General features: G+C 41.7%; 11 protein-coding genes and 1 pseudogene. 11 read left to right on the top strand and 1 reads right to left on the bottom strand.

Annotated elements, in window-relative coordinates; translation table 11 throughout:
* The first annotated feature begins 42 nt into the window (after window positions 1–42).
* The 10 genes from TZ92_RS00450 to TZ92_RS00405 all read left to right on the top strand — a co-directional run bounded on the left by TZ92_RS00450 (window position 43) and on the right by TZ92_RS00405 (window position 8,890).
* Window positions 43–504, top strand: a complete 462-nt coding sequence (locus TZ92_RS00450; protein ID WP_000360525.1) for a MarR family winged helix-turn-helix transcriptional regulator — start codon at window positions 43–45, stop codon at window positions 502–504.
* A complete protein-coding gene (locus TZ92_RS00445; protein WP_033630376.1) occupies window positions 488–2,257 on the top strand; it encodes an ABC transporter ATP-binding protein in 1,770 nt (589 codons plus the stop codon). Before TZ92_RS00450 ends, TZ92_RS00445 begins: the two co-directional genes overlap by 17 nt.
* Window positions 2,247–4,007, top strand: a complete 1,761-nt coding sequence (locus tag TZ92_RS00440; RefSeq protein ID WP_033630375.1) for an ABC transporter ATP-binding protein — start codon at window positions 2,247–2,249, stop codon at window positions 4,005–4,007. Before TZ92_RS00445 ends, TZ92_RS00440 begins: the two co-directional genes overlap by 11 nt.
* Before the next feature lie 96 nt (window positions 4,008–4,103).
* The gene (locus TZ92_RS00435) at window positions 4,104–4,607 is read left to right on the top strand and encodes a phosphatase PAP2 family protein (RefSeq protein WP_033630374.1); all 504 of its coding nucleotides are present in this window, start codon (window positions 4,104–4,106) and stop codon (window positions 4,605–4,607) included.
* A 113-nt stretch (window positions 4,608–4,720) separates the two neighbouring features.
* Window positions 4,721–5,167: a LytTR family DNA-binding domain-containing protein gene (locus TZ92_RS00430; protein ID WP_033630373.1), complete on the top strand. Its 447-nt coding sequence runs from the start codon at window positions 4,721–4,723 to the stop codon at window positions 5,165–5,167.
* 5 nt (window positions 5,168–5,172) lie between these two features.
* Window positions 5,173–5,847: a LiaF transmembrane domain-containing protein gene (locus tag TZ92_RS00425; protein ID WP_045594402.1), complete on the top strand. Its 675-nt coding sequence runs from the start codon at window positions 5,173–5,175 to the stop codon at window positions 5,845–5,847.
* A 104-nt stretch (window positions 5,848–5,951) separates the two neighbouring features.
* Entirely contained in the window at window positions 5,952–6,140 is a 189-nt protein-coding gene (gene rpmB / locus TZ92_RS00420; protein WP_001140948.1) for a 50S ribosomal protein L28, read from the top strand.
* 152 nt (window positions 6,141–6,292) lie between these two features.
* Window positions 6,293–6,658, top strand: a complete 366-nt coding sequence (locus tag TZ92_RS00415) for an Asp23/Gls24 family envelope stress response protein (RefSeq protein ID WP_000216434.1) — start codon at window positions 6,293–6,295, stop codon at window positions 6,656–6,658.
* Between the two features lie 2 nt (window positions 6,659–6,660).
* On the top strand, window positions 6,661–8,328 hold the full coding sequence (locus tag TZ92_RS00410) for a DAK2 domain-containing protein (protein WP_033630372.1): 1,668 nt from the start codon (window positions 6,661–6,663) through the stop codon (window positions 8,326–8,328).
* A gap of 10 nt (window positions 8,329–8,338) precedes the next feature.
* On the top strand, window positions 8,339–8,890 hold the full coding sequence (locus tag TZ92_RS00405) for an SP0191 family lipoprotein (RefSeq protein WP_033630371.1): 552 nt from the start codon (window positions 8,339–8,341) through the stop codon (window positions 8,888–8,890).
* Window positions 8,891–8,965: 75 nt separating this feature from the next.
* On the opposite strand, the pseudogene TZ92_RS09760 reads toward TZ92_RS00405, so the two are convergent.
* Window positions 8,966–10,272, bottom strand: a pseudogene (locus tag TZ92_RS09760) (transposase).
* 283 nt (window positions 10,273–10,555) lie between these two features.
* Here TZ92_RS09760 and TZ92_RS10340 point away from each other — a divergent pair.
* The gene (locus TZ92_RS10340; protein ID WP_033630368.1) at window positions 10,556–16,582 is read left to right on the top strand and encodes a YSIRK-type signal peptide-containing protein; all 6,027 of its coding nucleotides are present in this window, start codon (window positions 10,556–10,558) and stop codon (window positions 16,580–16,582) included.
* Window positions 16,583–16,615: the final 33 nt, after the last annotated feature.

Genomic DNA, 16,615 nt, shown 5'->3' with positions numbered 1-16,615 from the left:
AGTTCTTGTGAGAACTATATTTATCGTAAGAAAGGAGCAATCATGGACAAGCCGATGTTAATGTTCAAACGTTTTGGACACCAGGTTCATCTGATGGTACAGAAAGAAGCTAAGCGATGTGGCATTGAATTTATGGGTGGACCGCAAGGGCAGGTTCTGCGTTTTTTAGATCATTGTGAACAAAAAGAGGAACTAGTCTTGATTAAGGATATCGAGCAGGAACTCAATATTACCAAATCTGTGGCGAGTAATCTAGTAAAGCGCATGGTACAAAATGGTTTGGTCGAGTTAGAGGCGAGCCCCAGCGATAAGCGGGCAAAATTTGTTCGCCTGACGGAGAAATCGCGTTCGCAGATGCAAAAAGTTAAAGCTTTTTTTGATCGGATTGATCAGAGTCTGCTAGAGGGGGTTTCAAAGTCAGACTTAGCAATCTTTGAAAAGGTACTCGGGCAATTGCAAGCAAATGTTGAGAAGATAGGAGGAGAGAATGAAGAAACTCGCTAAACGTATTACAGGAAAAGAGTGGGGAATGATCGTCCTTACGATTCTGTTCACTTGTTTCTCGGTCTATCTCGAGTTAGAGGTGCCGACTTATATTTCGCAAATTACAGAATTACTGGGAACGTCTGGAACGCAGTTGGGTGAACTCTGGTCACCAGCTGCGAAGATGATTGGTTTGTCTTTATTGGCTTTCTTTTCATCTGTTATGGTTGGTTTCTTTGCCGCTCGTGTTGCAGCATCCTATACAACCCATCTACGCACTGACGTATTTCATCGTGTTTTAGATTTTTCGCAGACAGAGATCAAGCGCTTTTCAATCCCAAGTCTTTTGACTCGGACGACCAATGATATTACCCAGGTACAGATGCTCTTTACCATGGGCTTGCAAGTGGTTACTCGTGGGCCGATTATGGCTATCTGGGCCATTGGAAAAATCCTTGGGAAATCGGAATACTGGCTCTGGGCGGTCGTTGTGGCTGTTATTGTGAATGTCTTGATGACCACTGTTCTTATGACTCTGGCCTTTCCAAAACAATCTGTCATCCAAAAATTGACAGATAAACTCAATAGCATCACTCGTGAAAGTTTGACTGGGATTCGAGTTGTTCGTGCATACAATGCGGAAGATTACCAAGATAAGAAATTTGAAGCAGCCAACGATGAGGTAACACGTCTCAATCTCTTTGTCAATCGATTGATGGCCATTATAAACCCGATCATGATGGCGATTTCCAGTGGATTAAGTTTAGCCATTTACTGGATTGGTGCCTATATCATCAACGATGCAAGTTTGACAGAACGTCTGCCACTCTTTAGTGATATGGTGGTCTTCATGTCCTATGCTATGCAGGTCGTGATGGGCTTCCTTCTCATGGGAGCACTCTTTATCGTTCTTCCTCGTACCTTGGTTTCGGCAGGACGTATCAATCAAGTATTGGATCTGCATTCTTCTATTGAAAATCCTAGTCATACACAGACAGCGGATCCTTCAGTTCAAGGACAAGTGGAATTCCGTGATGTGACTTTCCGCTACTCTAAAAACTCAGAAGCAGTCGTGGAACATGTCACTTTCAAAGCTGAAGCGGGTCAAACCGTAGCCTTCATCGGATCGACTGGATCAGGTAAGTCTACGCTTGTCAACCTCTTGCCACGTTTTTACGACGTTTCAGATGGACAAATCCTAGTGGATGGTGTCAATGTACAAGATTACAATTTGGAAGATTTGCGCAATAAGGTCGGCTATATTCCACAAAAAGCTGTACTTTTTTCTGGAGATGTCAAGGGGAACTTGGACTTTGGTAAGAGCAAAGAAACTCCTCTAAGCGAGGCTGCTATGTGGCAAGCTCTTGAATTGGCCCAGTCTAAAGCATTTATCGAGGACAAGGAAGCAGGTCTTGCATCAGAAGTAGCCCAAGGTGGAACCAACTTCTCAGGAGGTCAAAGACAGCGTTTGGCCATTGCGCGTGCTTGGGCTCGTAAACCAGAGATTCTCATCTTTGATGACTCTTTCTCAGCCTTGGACTACAAGACAGATCGTGTCCTACGCCAAGAGCTAGCAGAGAAAACAAAATCCATGACCAAGCTCATCGTAGCGCAACGGATTTCTACCATTATGGACGCCGACCTGATCTTAGTTTTGGATCAAGGTAAAATCGTGGGACAAGGCACCCACAAGGAACTTCTTGCAACCAACGAAGTCTACCAAGAAATTGCCTACTCACAACTATCGAAGGAGGAATTGGAACATGGAAAATAAAAAAGTTTCGGTCTGGAAACAGTGCAAACCTTATATGGCAGGCCTCCAACTCCCTCTCCTAATAGCAGTTGTGGCTGCAGTCATTTCAAGCATCATCACCGTTTATGGTCCAACTAAGATTAAGGAAATTACTAACTTGATTTCAGATGGTTTGGCTACAGAAATCGACTTGGTAGCTGTGTCAAACATTGCTGGATTTTTGGTTGTTCTGTATGTATTTGGAGCTGTCCTTAATTATACACAGGCCTATATCTTTTCAACGAGCATTCAGCATTTTTCAAAACGCTTGCGGACGGCTATCGCTGAAAAGATTAATCGTTTGCCACTTGGCTATTTTGACCGTCATTCACAAGGAGATACCCTTTCGCGTGTGACCAATGATGTGGATACAGCAGCGCAATCTCTCAACCAAAGTCTAGGGACAGTTCTTTCAGCTAGTTTCTTGTTGATTGCTGTCTTGGTGACCATGTTTGGGATGAACTGGATTTTGGCATTGGTAACAGTTGTATCAACCCTTGTTGGTTTTGCGGCGGTTTCCGTAATCATGGCCAAGTCACAGGGGTATTTCAAAGCCCAACAAAATAATCTAGCAGCCGTCAATGGTTATGTGGAAGAGATGTACTCTGGTCATAATGTAGTGACCAGCTACAACGCAGTGGACACCTCCAAAGCAAAATTCGCAGGTTTAAATCAAGACTTGCATGATAGTATCTGGAAATCTCAGTTTATATCTGGTATCATGATGCCAGCCATGTTCTTTGTTGGGAACTTTAGTTATGTCTTAGTCATCATCGTTGGGGCCGCGCTGGCGTTAGAAGGGCATATCACTATAGGGATTATTGTGGCCTTTATGGTTTACGTACGGACCTTCTCTCAACCTCTGTCACAGATTGCCCAAGGGATTACGAGCTTGCAGCAAGCGAGTGCAGCCATGACTCGTGTATTAGAATTTTTGGCTGAAGCAGAGATGCAAGATGAATCTCATAAGGAAAGACAATTGAGCAACATGAAAGGGGAAGTAGTCTTTAATCATGTGTCCTTTGGCTATACACCAGAGCGCACCATCATCCATGACTTTTCTGCGACAGCTCATGCAGGTCAAAAGGTCGCAATCGTTGGACCAACTGGAGCTGGGAAGACTACCATTGTCAACCTCTTGATGAAATTCTATGAGATAGATAAGGGAAGTATCCGCATTGATGGTGTGGATACCAAGGATATGAAGCGCTCAGAAGTACACGATGCCTTTTCAATGGTCTTGCAGGACACTTGGCTCTTTGAAGGAACCATTCGAGAGAACCTGATCTATAATCAGACAGACATCAGTGATGAACGAATGATGGAAGCCAGCAAGGCTGTGGGAATCCACCACTTTATCATGACTTTGCCAGATGGCTACGACACTGTTTTGGATGACACTGTGACCTTGTCTGTTGGGCAAAAACAACTCTTGACCATTGCTCGTGCACTTCTTAAGGATGCACCGCTCTTGATTTTGGATGAAGCGACATCTTCAGTCGACACACGTACAGAGGAGTTGATTCAAAAAGCCATGGACCGTTTGATGGAGGGTAGAACTTCCTTTGTCATCGCCCACCGCTTGTCAACTATTCGTAATGCCGATTTGATTCTTGTCATGAAAGATGGCAATATCATTGAACAAGGAAACCATGAGGAGCTGATGGCGCAAGGTGGCTTCTACGCTGACTTGTATAATAGCCAATTTACAGAAGACGAAGCAGAAGAATAAAACAAAAGAAGGCTTGACGGCCTTCTTTTTCTGGACTATACTAGAAGACAAACGTCTCACCAGTAGACAAAAACAAGGTAATGAATGAGAAATTTAATGAAAAATTATCAAGAATGGTATCAAAATATCAGCTCCAGACTCACCAGCCATCCCGCTCTTTTATTTCTGTTACGCAGTTTCAATCGTTTGATGACAGTCGCTATGCCTCTGGTCTACCTGGCCTTGCTAGTCACTACTTATCTGAAACTAGGACTGGGTCAGCAAGTTGGGGTTTATGTGCTTATCCCTGCATCAGGTTTTGTGATTTTGTCTCTGTTTCGTAAGAAAATCAATCACCCACGCCCCTACGAAACTTGTGACATCAGTCCCCTGCTTGACAAGGATAGTTCGGGACAGTCTATGCCCAGTCGCCATGTCTTTTCGGCAACTATCATCTCCATGGCTTGTCTGCATGCTAGTCTACCTGTTGGTTTAGTATGTTTGCTCTTTTCAGCTTTGCTGGGCTTGGTGAGGGTTTTAGGGGGTGTTCATTATCCCAAGGATGTCTTGGTTGGCTATGCTTGTGGTCTGGTGTGGGGATTCCTTTTCTTCCTATTCTGACATGTAAGTTAAGCTAGTCCTACAACCACTTACTGCTTCAAATTGACCACTTGCTTTTTTGCCCTTGTATTCCTAACTTAGCTTTGATATAGTAGAGTCAGAAAGGAGATGTGATGAAGTTACGAATTGAGATTGACGGCGATTTAGAAGAAACTGAAATTGTCATCAAGACCCCTGGTTTGACAGATGAAATTGCAGACTTGCAACGACTTTTGCAAGAGTCAAAGGCTCCGAGGTTGACTTTTTACAAGGGGACAGGTGAATATTATCTAGACCTGTCAGAAATTCTCTTCTTTGAAACTGAAGGGAGCAAGATCTACGCTCATAACCAGAAGGAAGCCTATGAAGTTCGTCTCAAACTTTATGAGTTGGAGTCTATCTTGCCTCGCTATTTTAGTCGAGTTTCCAAGTCAACGATCGCAAACATCCGTCAGATTTACTCAGTGGACAAGTCCTTTTCAGGAACGGGCACCATTTCCTTTTATCAGACGCACAAGGAGGTTCATGTCTCACGACATTACCAATCCCTCCTAAAAGAAAATCTAAGAAATATGAGGTAACAGACATGAAAAAGAAAGCATTTGGTATTGTTTTATTGGTTTTAGCAGCTTGGATCTTGCTGCAAGGGAATTTTGGAATTCCTTCTTTGGATGGTAAAATATGGCCTTTGATTGGTATCGCCTTTTTTGCTTACCAATCAGTTGAAGCTTTGCTTCGTCGTCATCTAACATCAGCAGTTTTTACCGCTCTAGTAGCCTTAATGATTGCGAATCATTTTTATAACATTTTTCCTATTCCAAACCAGTCTTTGTTTTGGGCTAGCATCTTAGCAGTGCTAGGTGTTGGTTATCTGACGCACTCAAGTAAGTTCTGGAATGAAAAAAAATGGTGGTACAATGGAAAAAAAACAGTCGTCACCGATAAGGAAGTCGCTTTTGGTAGCGGGACCTTCTATAAGCAAGATCAAGATCTCGTAGATGACCAAGTGGAAGTCGCTTTTGGGGATGCTAAAATCTACTATGATAATGCAGAGATGCTAGGTGATTTTGCAACTTTAAATATTGAAGTGGCCTTCGGGAATGCAACCGTCTATGTTCCACAACACTGGCGTGTCGATTTGAAAGTAGAAACCTCCTTTGGTGCAGCTAAGGCAGACGCTCCTCTAGCACCAACCAGCAAAACCTTGATTATCCGTGGGGAAGTCGCTTTTGGTAAACTTGTAGTTGTTTACGTTAAATAAAAAAATAGTTTAGGCCCTTGATAAATTCAAGAAAGTGTGATAACATAGTACGGTATGTGGTGCTAGCACATCCGCTATATTAGATCTAATAGGAGGAAAACACAATGGCTAAAGTATGTTACTTTACAGGTCGTAAGACTGTATCAGGAAACAACCGTTCACACGCGATGAACCAAACAAAACGTGCCGTAAAACCAAACCTTCAAAAAGTTACTGTTCTTATCGATGGTAAACCTAAAAAAGTTTGGGCTTCAGCTCGTGCTTTGAAATCAGGTAAAGTTGAACGCGTTTAATAAAAATGAAAAGACCGCTTAGGTCTTTTTCTTTTGCTCTAAGGATAAAATCATTTGAAAAATAGAGTAAATATCCGCCGATACAGCATTCTGCTTTTACACTTGGGCTGAAATATGATAAAATAGAGTATCAACTAGTTGAGGTAAAAAAAATGACTGTAAAAATTAATACAAAAGATGGTCAAATCGAACTGACTGATGAAGTGATTGCAACCGTAGTAGGTGGTGCCGCAACTGAGATCTTTGGTGTGGTCGGTATGGCTAGTAAAAATGCCCTCAAAGACAATTTCCAAGCCCTTCTTGGTAAGGAAAATTATTCTAAGGGTGTTGTTATAAAAGCAGCCGAAGATGGTAGCATTGCAGTTGATGTTTATACCGTATTGAGCTACGGAGTAAAGATAAGCGAAGTGTCAAAAAACATTCAAGAGCGTGTTCGTTTTAGTTTAGAAAATCAACTAGGAATTACTGCTCAGACTGTGAATGTCTACATTCAAAATATCAAAGTTGTAGGAGAATAATCGTGTCAAAAATTACTACCAGTTTATTCCAAGAGATGGTGCAGGCTGCATCAACTCGTTTGAATAAGCAAGCAGAATATGTCAATTCATTGAACGTCTTTCCAGTTCCAGATGGAGATACTGGGACAAACATGGGAATGACCATTGAAAATGGTGCCAAAGAAGTAGCAGACAAGCCTGCTTCTACAGTTGGAGAAGTAGCGAGCATTCTTGCTAAAGGTCTCTTGATGGGGGCGCGTGGGAACTCAGGGGTTATCACTTCTCAGCTCTTCCGTGGCTTCTCTCAGGCTATCAAGGAAAAAGATGAATTAACAGGTCAAGACTTGGCTCTTGCCTTCCAATCTGGTGTCGAAGTAGCTTATAAAGCGGTTATGAAACCAGTTGAAGGGACCATTTTGACTGTTTCTCGTGGAGCGGCTATTGGGGCTAAGAAAAAAGCCGAGGAGACAGATGATGCTGTTGAGGTCATGCGTGCAGCCTTGGAAGGCGCAAAAGCAGCTTTGGCTAAGACACCAGAAATGCTTCCAGTCCTTAAGGAAGTTGGTGTGGTAGACTCAGGTGGTCAAGGTTTGGTCTTCATCTACGAAGGATTCCTTTCAGCTCTTACTGGTGAATACAGTGCTTCTGAAGACTTTGTAGCGACTCCTGCTAACATGAGTGAAATGATCAATGCAGAGCACCACAAGTCTGTAGCAGGTCATGTGGCAACTGAGGATATTACCTTCGGTTACTGTACAGAGATCATGGTAGCCCTCAAACAAGGTCCAACTTATTCTAAGGACTTTGACTACGATGAATTCCGTAATTACTTGAATGACTTAGGCGACTCTCTACTTGTTGTCAATGATGATGAAATCGTCAAAGTTCACGTCCATACAGAAGATCCAGGTCTTGTCATGCAAGAAGGTCTCAAATATGGTAGCTTGATCAAGGTAAAAGTGGACAACATGCGTAACCAACACGAGGCGCAAGTTGAAAAAGAAGCAACTCAAGGCAACAAGCCTGCTGAAACAAAAGAGTATGCCCTTATCGCAGTAGTAGCTGGTCAAGGTTTAGCAGATATCTTCCGTGCCCAAGGTGTGGATTATGTCATCGAAGGTGGTCAGACGATGAACCCTTCAACAGAAGACTTTATCAAGGCTGTTGAACAGGTCAATGCTCGCAACATTATCTTCTTGCCAAACAACAAAAATATCTTTATGGCAGCTCAGTCTGCGGCTGAAGTGCTTGAACAACCTGCTGTTGTGGTAGAAGCGCGTACAATTCCTCAAGGGTTGACCAGCCTTCTTGCCTTTGACCCAAGCAAATCAATCGAAGAAAACAAAGAACGCATGACTGCAGCCCTTGGTGATGTTATCAGCGGTAGTGTAACAACAGCCGTTCGTGATACAACTATCGATGGATTAGCAATTCATGAAAATGATAATCTTGGTATGGTCGATGGGAAAATCCTCGTGTCAAATCCTGACATGCATCAAACCTTGACAGAAACATTGAAACATATGTTGAACGAAGACAGTGAAATCGTGACTTTCTATGTCGGAGAAGACGGAAGCGAAGAACTTGCCAATGAAATTGCTCAAGAAATCGCAGAAGAATTCGAAGATGTTGAAGTAGAGATTCACCAAGGTCAACAACCCGTATATCCATATCTTTTCAGTGTGGAATAGGAGACTTTGAATGAAGAAAGTTTTAGGATTAGTTTTTGCATCGTTACTTGTTCTTTCTGGCTGTGGTCAAACCAATACTGCAACAACAGAGTCAAGTGGCACAGCGAGTTCGGTTGATTCATCTAGTCAGGCCAGTCAGGTGAAAGAAGAAATCAAGGAAACGACCAAAGTTCTCAAAGGGAAGATGGAAGAATTTGATGTCACTATGACTTTTGTTTACACGGATGTTGTAAAACAATTCAAGATGGATATGTTGGGAGAATTTGGAGAGGAAATTCCTGCAGAAATTACTCCGGAAGAATTTCAAGAAGTCTTTCGCGAAGCTGTGGAAAGCTCTCCAGAGTATATTGAAATCAAGGACGAGCCAGGTGTTAAAGTTGAATATTTTATCACCGATAATAAAAAGATGAGAATAGTTATTGATCTTGACCTTGAGAAAGCAGATATGGATAGAATTAAAAAGACTTATTTCTTTGAATCACTTAAGGATAGTGTAGAAGACTTTAAGAAACCAAATACTCTGATTGCTGGTTTAAAGTTACAAGGATTTAGAGAAGAATAAACGAAAGAGGCTGGGACAATAGTCCCTTATCTCCAAAAAAATGTTCTTTGTCAACTGTAGTGGGTTGAAGAAAAGCTAAGATGTAGAAAGGATGAAATTCGTCCTTTCTTTTTTGATGTTGAGAGCGATAAAAATCCGTTTTTTGAAGTTTTCAAAGTTCCGAAACCCAAAGGCATTTCGCTTGATAAGTTTGATGAGATTATTGGTCGCTTCTAATTTGGCGTTGGAATAAGGCAATTGAAGGGCGTTGACAATCTTCTCTTTATCCTTGAGAAAGGTTTTAAAGACAGTCTGAAAAAGAGGATGAACCAGCTTAAGATTGTCCTCAATGAGTCCGAAAAATTTGTCAGGCTCTTTATTCTGGAAGTGAAAAAGCAGGAGCTGATAGACATTGTATTGGTGTTTCAAGTCTTCTGAATAGTTCAAAAGCTTGTCTAGAATCTCTTTATTTGTTAAGTGCATACGAAAAGTAGGGCGATAAAATCGCTTATCGCTGAGTTTACGACTATCCTGTTGAATGAGCTTCCAGTATCGCTTGATGGCCTTGTATTCATGGGATTTTCGCTCAAACTGATTCATGATTTGGACTCGCCCACGACTCATAGCACGGCTAAGATGTTGCACAATGTGAAAGCGATCTAGAACGATTTTAGCACATGGGAGTGAAACAGTCTGGGAGACTGTTTCAGCCTGAGCCTAGAAATTTGAAAGCGAAGCTGTTTAGCCAATTCATAATAAGGACTAAACATATCCATAGTAATGATTTTCACCTGACAACGAACAGCTCTATTGTAGCGAAGAAAGTGATTTCGGATGACAGCTTGTGTCCTGCCTTCAAGAACAGTGATGATATTAAGCTTGTCAAAATCTTGCGCAATGAAACTCATCTTTCCCTTAGTGAAGGCATACTCATCCCAGGACATAATCTCAGGAAGTCGGCTAAAATCATTCTTAAAGTGAAAGTCATTAAGTTTACGTATGACAGTTGACGTTGAAATGGTCAGTTGATGGGCAATATCGGTCATAGAAGTCTTTTCAATTAGCTTCTGAGCAATCTTTTGGTTGATGATACGAGGTATTTGGTGATTCTTCTTGACGAGGGAAGTCTCAGCGACCGCCATTTTTGACCATTGATAGCACTTGAATCGACGTTTTTCCAGAAGAATTCTAGTAGGCATACCAGTCGTTTCAAGGTAAGGAATTTTAGACAGTTTTTGAAAATCATATTTCTTCATTTGGCTTCCGCAATCAGGGCAATCTGGCACATCGTAGTCCAGTTTAGCGATGATTTCCTTGTGTATATCCATATTGATGATATCTACAATCTTGATGTTAGGGTCTTTAATATCGAGTAGTTTTGTGATAAAATGTAATTGTTCCATATGATTCTTTCTAATGATGGTTTGGTTGCTTTTCATTATAGATCTTATGGGACTTTTTTCTACAACAAAATAGGCTCCATAATATCCATAGGGGATTTACCCACTACAAATATTATAGAGCCGAAAACAACAGAAGGAGGCTGGTTTTTCAGCTTCCTTTTTCTATGTAAAAGGAGTCATAAAGAAATTTCTGTAGAAATGAACATTCTATTGGAAATTCTATTTACTATAAGTTATAATGATAAAGCTGTTATGTTAGATTAAATATGAATATAAAGGAGAAATGATGAAGAAAAAAATTTTTAATCAATCTTTTTCCCGCTTTTCAATTAGAAAGTTAAGTGTAGGGACCTGTTCGGTATTGCTAGGAACCTTTATAGTGATGGCTACTTCTCCAGTGCAAGCGGATGAAGCTCAAGTCAACAATAAGGAACAACAAACGCAGGCGGAAATTCAACAGAAGGAAAAAAGTTCTGAGAATGGGCAGGAAGTCATTTCTGAGCCTCAAAAAGAGGTAACACAGAACGAAGCGGTTAAGGAGCTGGAGGATAAAGCTGAACCGTCCAAAACAGAAGTATCTACACCAGTCGCTCAGAGCCAACCAGTTTCTCAAGTTGACAATACGAAGGAAGCGAGTCAGCCTTCTTTAGATGAGGGGAAAAAGCAATCTCTAGAATCAACTCAAACTGAGCAGAAAAGCCAGGAAGAAGGCAGTTCTAGTGGGAAAACTTCTTCAAGACGCAAGAGATCGCTAGATGAAGTCAATGCAGCATTTAAAACTCATTCGCCAATTAAGGATATCCATGCGGTAGATAGTGTCCGTGAATCCTTGACTTTTAGTATTACTGGACACGAAGCAGACTATTCTGGTGGGTATATCAAAATTCATTTCCAAAATGGGAAGGCTATTAAATTGACCCCTTCTCCAGTCGGTGGTGTAAAGTTTAGCCAAGAAAAAACGAATGGGGATCTTGATTTAAAGATAGAACCTGCGAATCTGAGAGGTGGAGCAAACTATAACTTCGTCTATACTTTTCAGATAGATCCTCTGACACATAACTGGGGAGGTGCTGTCCAAGCCATTGGGCCAGACCATAAGGTGACCGCCACTGCTAAGCTCTATGACAAAAATGACAATGTCCTTAAAGAACTTGGAAGCATTGAACACACGTGGAAAGTCTTAGAAAACGGTGTTGGTGGTCTGACACCAATGTCTAACAATCAGGTCATTGGCTACGATCGAAACAATGATGGTATCGTTGACGAGAATTCGTCTCGTGTGTCCTTCTACTTATTTAATGGCGCGAAAGATCCTAAGAATAATACGGCTCGCAATGATTACTTCAACTATGGAAATGGTGTCTTTGATGGTCGTATGATCAATGGTATGGGTATTAGTGATGTCGGGGGGAATATCATTGATCCTGTCACATCTTATACCTATAATATAGAGTTAAAAGAAGGTTATGAGTTGACAGATGAAGCCAAAGCTTTGGGATGGACTGCCGATGCGACGGGTTACCATCTGACCATTAACAGAGCTAACAATCCGCTTCAAGATATCAATAACAATAAAAATAAGCTCATTCCAATTTCTTTCAAGTTAAAGAATGCCAAAGTAGCAGATATCAATAGAAAAGCGCAAAACCTTACTGTGACAGGTATCTATACAAAAGCAGATGGGACTAGTTATCAAAATACGGCTGTTCTTCCCTATACTCTCTTTGTTCAAAAAACTGACCAGCCAGAGTCTTCTCTCTTTGAATTTAGACACTATAATCAGTCTGACTCGGAGATAATTCGTTCCTATGGTGAAACAGAATACCGTTCTAATGTTCGACTTTCATCAGTCGCAGAGGTTGAAAAAGATTATCTTATTAATGACTATACTGTTACTCATAAAATACAGAACCCACGAGAGTCTTATCGAGAAGTAAACGCGATTGAGGAGCGTTATTGGAATGAATTTTTCTCTTCGCCGGATGCATCCGTAGAAGTATACAATAAAGCTACAGGTGAGTTGTTAGGGACTTTTAATAGTAATACCCGTAGTCTACGATTGACGGAAGAGCAAGATGTGAAGGAACTGGAGTACAAGTTTAAAAATATCAAGATGAGGAAGTCTTCAACAAATGATACTTCGGCATTTTTTTTCCAGACAAAAACGCGTTTTAATAATTGGGAAAGTCTCTATAAAGATTCGACGATTAGTAAGTTGGATTCTAGAACGGATTTCACTTTTAAGAATACTGGAAACACTGTTTCCTTCTTTCAAACGGCCTCAGCCGAATTAACACGCGTTAGCCAGCAAATTTCAATGATTGGGCGAGCCCGAACAGATGTTTTTAATCGACATACAGATGCTTCTGGTTTTAAGCAAGATTTTATCACAAGGACTGCGGGTAAAGACACCCCTACTCAGAACTTCGCAAACTTGACGGGAGTTTACCATCTGGCTTATTTGGCTGATCCACAATTAAACTTTAGTGGAAACCCTAATTTTAAGGTTTATTATAATTACAAAGATACTGGGAAAACTCTCTACTATGCCCAAGTAAAGGGGACTCCAGACTCCCCTATGCCTCCAACACTTTTGAAGTTGGAAAACAAGACAATTCCAAATGGGATCTATACCTATAAAGCGATTGCTTTCTGGGATGAGGAACTTCCTGACGTTCAAGCTCAGAATGGTTACGACTTAGGGGAGCTCGACGGCATTACAGTTACCTCGAAAAATTCGGTTTCTTATGACTTCGATGTGATCGTACAGGCTTCTGAAGCGAGTGGTGTCTACTCTGAAGTGAAGAGAGCTACAAATCAACACTTTGCCTACAATACCCAAGAGCACTATCCTGGTGATGAGATTGATTTCAGAGTGACCTATAAAAACGCCTCTAAACAGCCGGTTTCAGACGTTTATGTTTTGTCATCCTTGCCGATGAAAGGTGATAAACAGCTAGAATCCAGAAATCGTGGTTCTGGATTTACAGTGAGTTTGAAAAAAGCTTTAACACCACCTTCAGGCTGGGAAGTTCAATATAGTCGTACTGCGGGCACTGCTACAGAAATTAATGCTTCACAATGGCTCACAGCAGATCAAGTGTCGGATTGGTCAGAGATTCGTGCAGTTCGTTGGCATTCGACTGCTCCGGTTGCTGCTGGAAGTAGAATTCAGTTTCCTATTGATGGAACAGTTATCGGGCAAGATACTGCCCCAGGTGCTACGGCTTATCTTTCTTCGGCACTGGCAAATGGCAGTTCCAAGTACACTGAGTCCAATAATGTTTCAATCCAAATGTCTACCAAACTGTCATCTGCAAGTTTCACCTTTGTGGATATAAACGATCCGTCTAAGGAAGTACAACTAGGACAGGTAGACACAGTTGTAGGCAAACCTAATGGACCAATTTCTTATGATCCTGCTCGTCGAATTAAGGAATTGGAAGATGCAGGATATGAACTGATCAGTAACGATTTTACAGATCATACCTTTGGTGACTCGACTAGTCCAAAACAATTCAAGTTTCAGTTTAGACACAAGATTACAGAACTAACCGAAACTGTTCGTGGAACTCGTGAAATTGATTATGAATATCTCAAAAAAACAAACCATTCTGATTTATCACTCCTTGCTCCAAAGCATGTTGAGACTCATTCGTTTACTCGAACCAAGAGAATTGACCAGGTTTTGGCGAAACGGCAACCAAATGATGCGACAGCTGGTGTGACATACTCAGCCTGGTCTGCAGACCAAACTTGGTCTCAAGTGATTTCTCCTGAAATTCCTGGCTATTATCCAAGAGAGGATATTGATGCAAACACAATGTCGGGAGAAGGAGCTCTCGATGAATATTTATTGACCGCGGATGATCCTAGAGATGAAGAGTTGGAAAAAGAATTTACCTGGTATCGGGTGGTGTATTATGTTCCACTTCCAGTTGTCCCTTCAGCAAGTGCAGCGAAATCTAAAGGCCTTCAAGGGCAGAAGCAAGCAGCAACGATTCGATTTGATGAGGATAGAGCAAGCGAGAGCGAGGTCCACTTTACAAAAGGGACAACAACCATTAATGGAGCAAAGAAATCCGTTGAACTAGTCCAAAGTAGTGTCTTTCTTTATGATGAGAATGGACAAAAGGTAACTTCGCTAACCATTGCCGACCAAGGGACGTACGATTTAGATCTTGTAAATAAAACAATTGTCTTTACTCCACTGAAAACCTTCTATGGTCCGGCAACTCCAGTTCAAGTTGGAGTGGTGGATAAAAATGGAGAGTCGGCTGTAACGACCTATACCCCAGTTGTTGAGAAAGTAACTCCGACTGGTTCAGGTGATAAGACAGAAGGACTTCAAGGTCAGGTACAAGAAGGTAAAGTGACCTTCACTCCAGGCCATGACTCAGTTCCATTCCCAACTGATTCAACTCCACTATTTGACAATGGTACAACTGTGAAAGAAGTGCCAAATGTTGGTAAGTTTGAAGTAGACGCAGAAGGTAAGGTAACCTTCACCCCAGATAAGCAATTCAAGGGCGAAACACCAGAGCTTGAATTGACTCGTGTGGATGCCAACGGAACTCCTGTTACTGTCAAGTATCAAGCGGTGGTGAAAGAAGTAGTTCCAACCAGCACTAACGCAACCAGCACAGGTATCCAAGGTCAACCGCAAAAAGATACCCCAACCTTCACAGAGGGTAATCCATTGGTTCCAATTGATGATACGAAACCAATGACTTTCGAAGATGGACAGTCAACGAAGACCGTTTCAGGTGTGGGTGAATACAGCATCAATCCAGATGGTTCTATCACCTTTACTCCAGAAAAACAATATGTTGGTACACCAACTCCAGTCACAGTGAAACGTGTAGATAAGAACGGTACAGAGGTTACTGCGACTTATACTCCAACAGTGACTAAGGTAACCCCAACTAGCACTAACGTAACCAGCACAGGTCCTCAAGGTGTTCCACAAACAGGCACCCCAACCTTCCAAGGTGGTGACCCACTGGTTCCGATTGATGAAACAGTTGAGCCAACCTTCGCAGATGGAAGCAAAGAGAAATCTATTCCAGGTCAAGGAACTTACACGATTGCATCAGATGGAAGTATAACTTTCACACCAGACAAACAGTTTGTTGGAAACCCAACTCCAGTCACAGTCAAACGTGTAGATAAGAATGGCACCCCAGTCACTGCGACTTACAGTCCAGAGTTTACTAAGGTGACTCCAACTGGTAAAGATACTTCTTCAGTTAACATTAAGGGTCTTGTTCAAACAGGTACGCCAACATTTGAAGGTGGTAATCCGCTTGTTCCAATCGATGAAACTGTGGCAGCAACATTTGAAGATGGATCAACTGAAAAAGTGATTCCAGGTGAAGGAACTTATATAATCTCACCAGATGGCACAGTGACCTTCACTCCAGAAGCTAATTTTGTAGGAAAAGGAACAGGCGTAACGATTGTCCGCAAGGATAAGAACGGCACCCCAGTTACTGCAAGCTATCGTCCAACAGTTGTAGATCCATCTACTGGTCATGACACGGCTTCTACAGGAGCAAAAGGCCAACCACAAGTGGCAATACCAGTGTTTGAAGGACATATCGATTCGACTGTACCACCAACATTTGAGGATGGTAGCACGACTATGGTTGTTCCGGGTGAAGGAAGCTATACAATTGATAAAGATGGTAAGATTACCTTTACTCCAGAACCAGACTTTGTTGGTACAGCTAAAGGATTGGTTGTGAAACGTTTGGATGTGTATGGAAATGTAGTTACTGCTCGCTACACACCAACTGTCCTTGGACAAACACAAGTGAGTGATGCGACATCAGAAGGTCTTAAAGGTCAAACTCAGACTGGTAAACCAAACTTTACAGGTGATGTCGATCTGACAGTTCCGCCAACCTTTGAAGATGGAACAACTGAAAAAGTCGTTCCAGGTGAAGGAACTTATGTAATCTCACCAGATGGCACCGTCACCTTTACCCCTGAGGCAGACTTTGTAGGACAAGCCAAAGGTGTGAAAGTGATCCGTAAAGACCGTAATGGAAATATCATTTCAGGATTCTATACTCCAACAGTAGTAGAACTTCCAGAGCAAGTGAAGCCGTCTGATAAAAAAGAACTTTCATTACCTGATTCGAAACCAGATCAATTGACCCAAAACATCTCTGTAGAAAAAAATCAACTTCCAAATACAGGAAGTCAAGAAGATGGTTTGAAAAATCTAGGAATTCTGACAGCCCTAGCAGGTGCCATGACACTTGGATTGCTAGGTAAAAAGAAACGAAACGATGAATCAGACTAATCATTTTTAAGAACCGAGAAATCGGTTCTTTTT

It is taken from the genome of Streptococcus oralis subsp. oralis (assembly GCF_000960035.1).
GTDB lineage: Bacteria > Bacillota > Bacilli > Lactobacillales > Streptococcaceae > Streptococcus > Streptococcus oralis_G.
Note: the sequence above shows the minus strand (reverse complement) of the source record. Positions and strands in the feature narration are given on the sequence as shown.

Coding starts and splice junctions, on each gene's coding strand:
- TZ92_RS00450 (WP_000360525.1), top strand. CDS start 43: ATGGACAAGCCGATGTTAATGTTCAAACGTTTTGGACACCAGGTTCAT.
- TZ92_RS00445 (WP_033630376.1), top strand. CDS start 488: ATGAAGAAACTCGCTAAACGTATTACAGGAAAAGAGTGGGGAATGATC.
- TZ92_RS00440 (WP_033630375.1), top strand. CDS start 2,247: ATGGAAAATAAAAAAGTTTCGGTCTGGAAACAGTGCAAACCTTATATG.
- TZ92_RS00435 (WP_033630374.1), top strand. CDS start 4,104: ATGAAAAATTATCAAGAATGGTATCAAAATATCAGCTCCAGACTCACC.
- TZ92_RS00430 (WP_033630373.1), top strand. CDS start 4,721: ATGAAGTTACGAATTGAGATTGACGGCGATTTAGAAGAAACTGAAATT.
- TZ92_RS00425 (WP_045594402.1), top strand. CDS start 5,173: ATGAAAAAGAAAGCATTTGGTATTGTTTTATTGGTTTTAGCAGCTTGG.
- rpmB (WP_001140948.1), top strand. CDS start 5,952: ATGGCTAAAGTATGTTACTTTACAGGTCGTAAGACTGTATCAGGAAAC.
- TZ92_RS00415 (WP_000216434.1), top strand. CDS start 6,293: ATGACTGTAAAAATTAATACAAAAGATGGTCAAATCGAACTGACTGAT.
- TZ92_RS00405 (WP_033630371.1), top strand. CDS start 8,339: ATGAAGAAAGTTTTAGGATTAGTTTTTGCATCGTTACTTGTTCTTTCT.
- TZ92_RS10340 (WP_033630368.1), top strand. CDS start 10,556: ATGATGAAGAAAAAAATTTTTAATCAATCTTTTTCCCGCTTTTCAATT.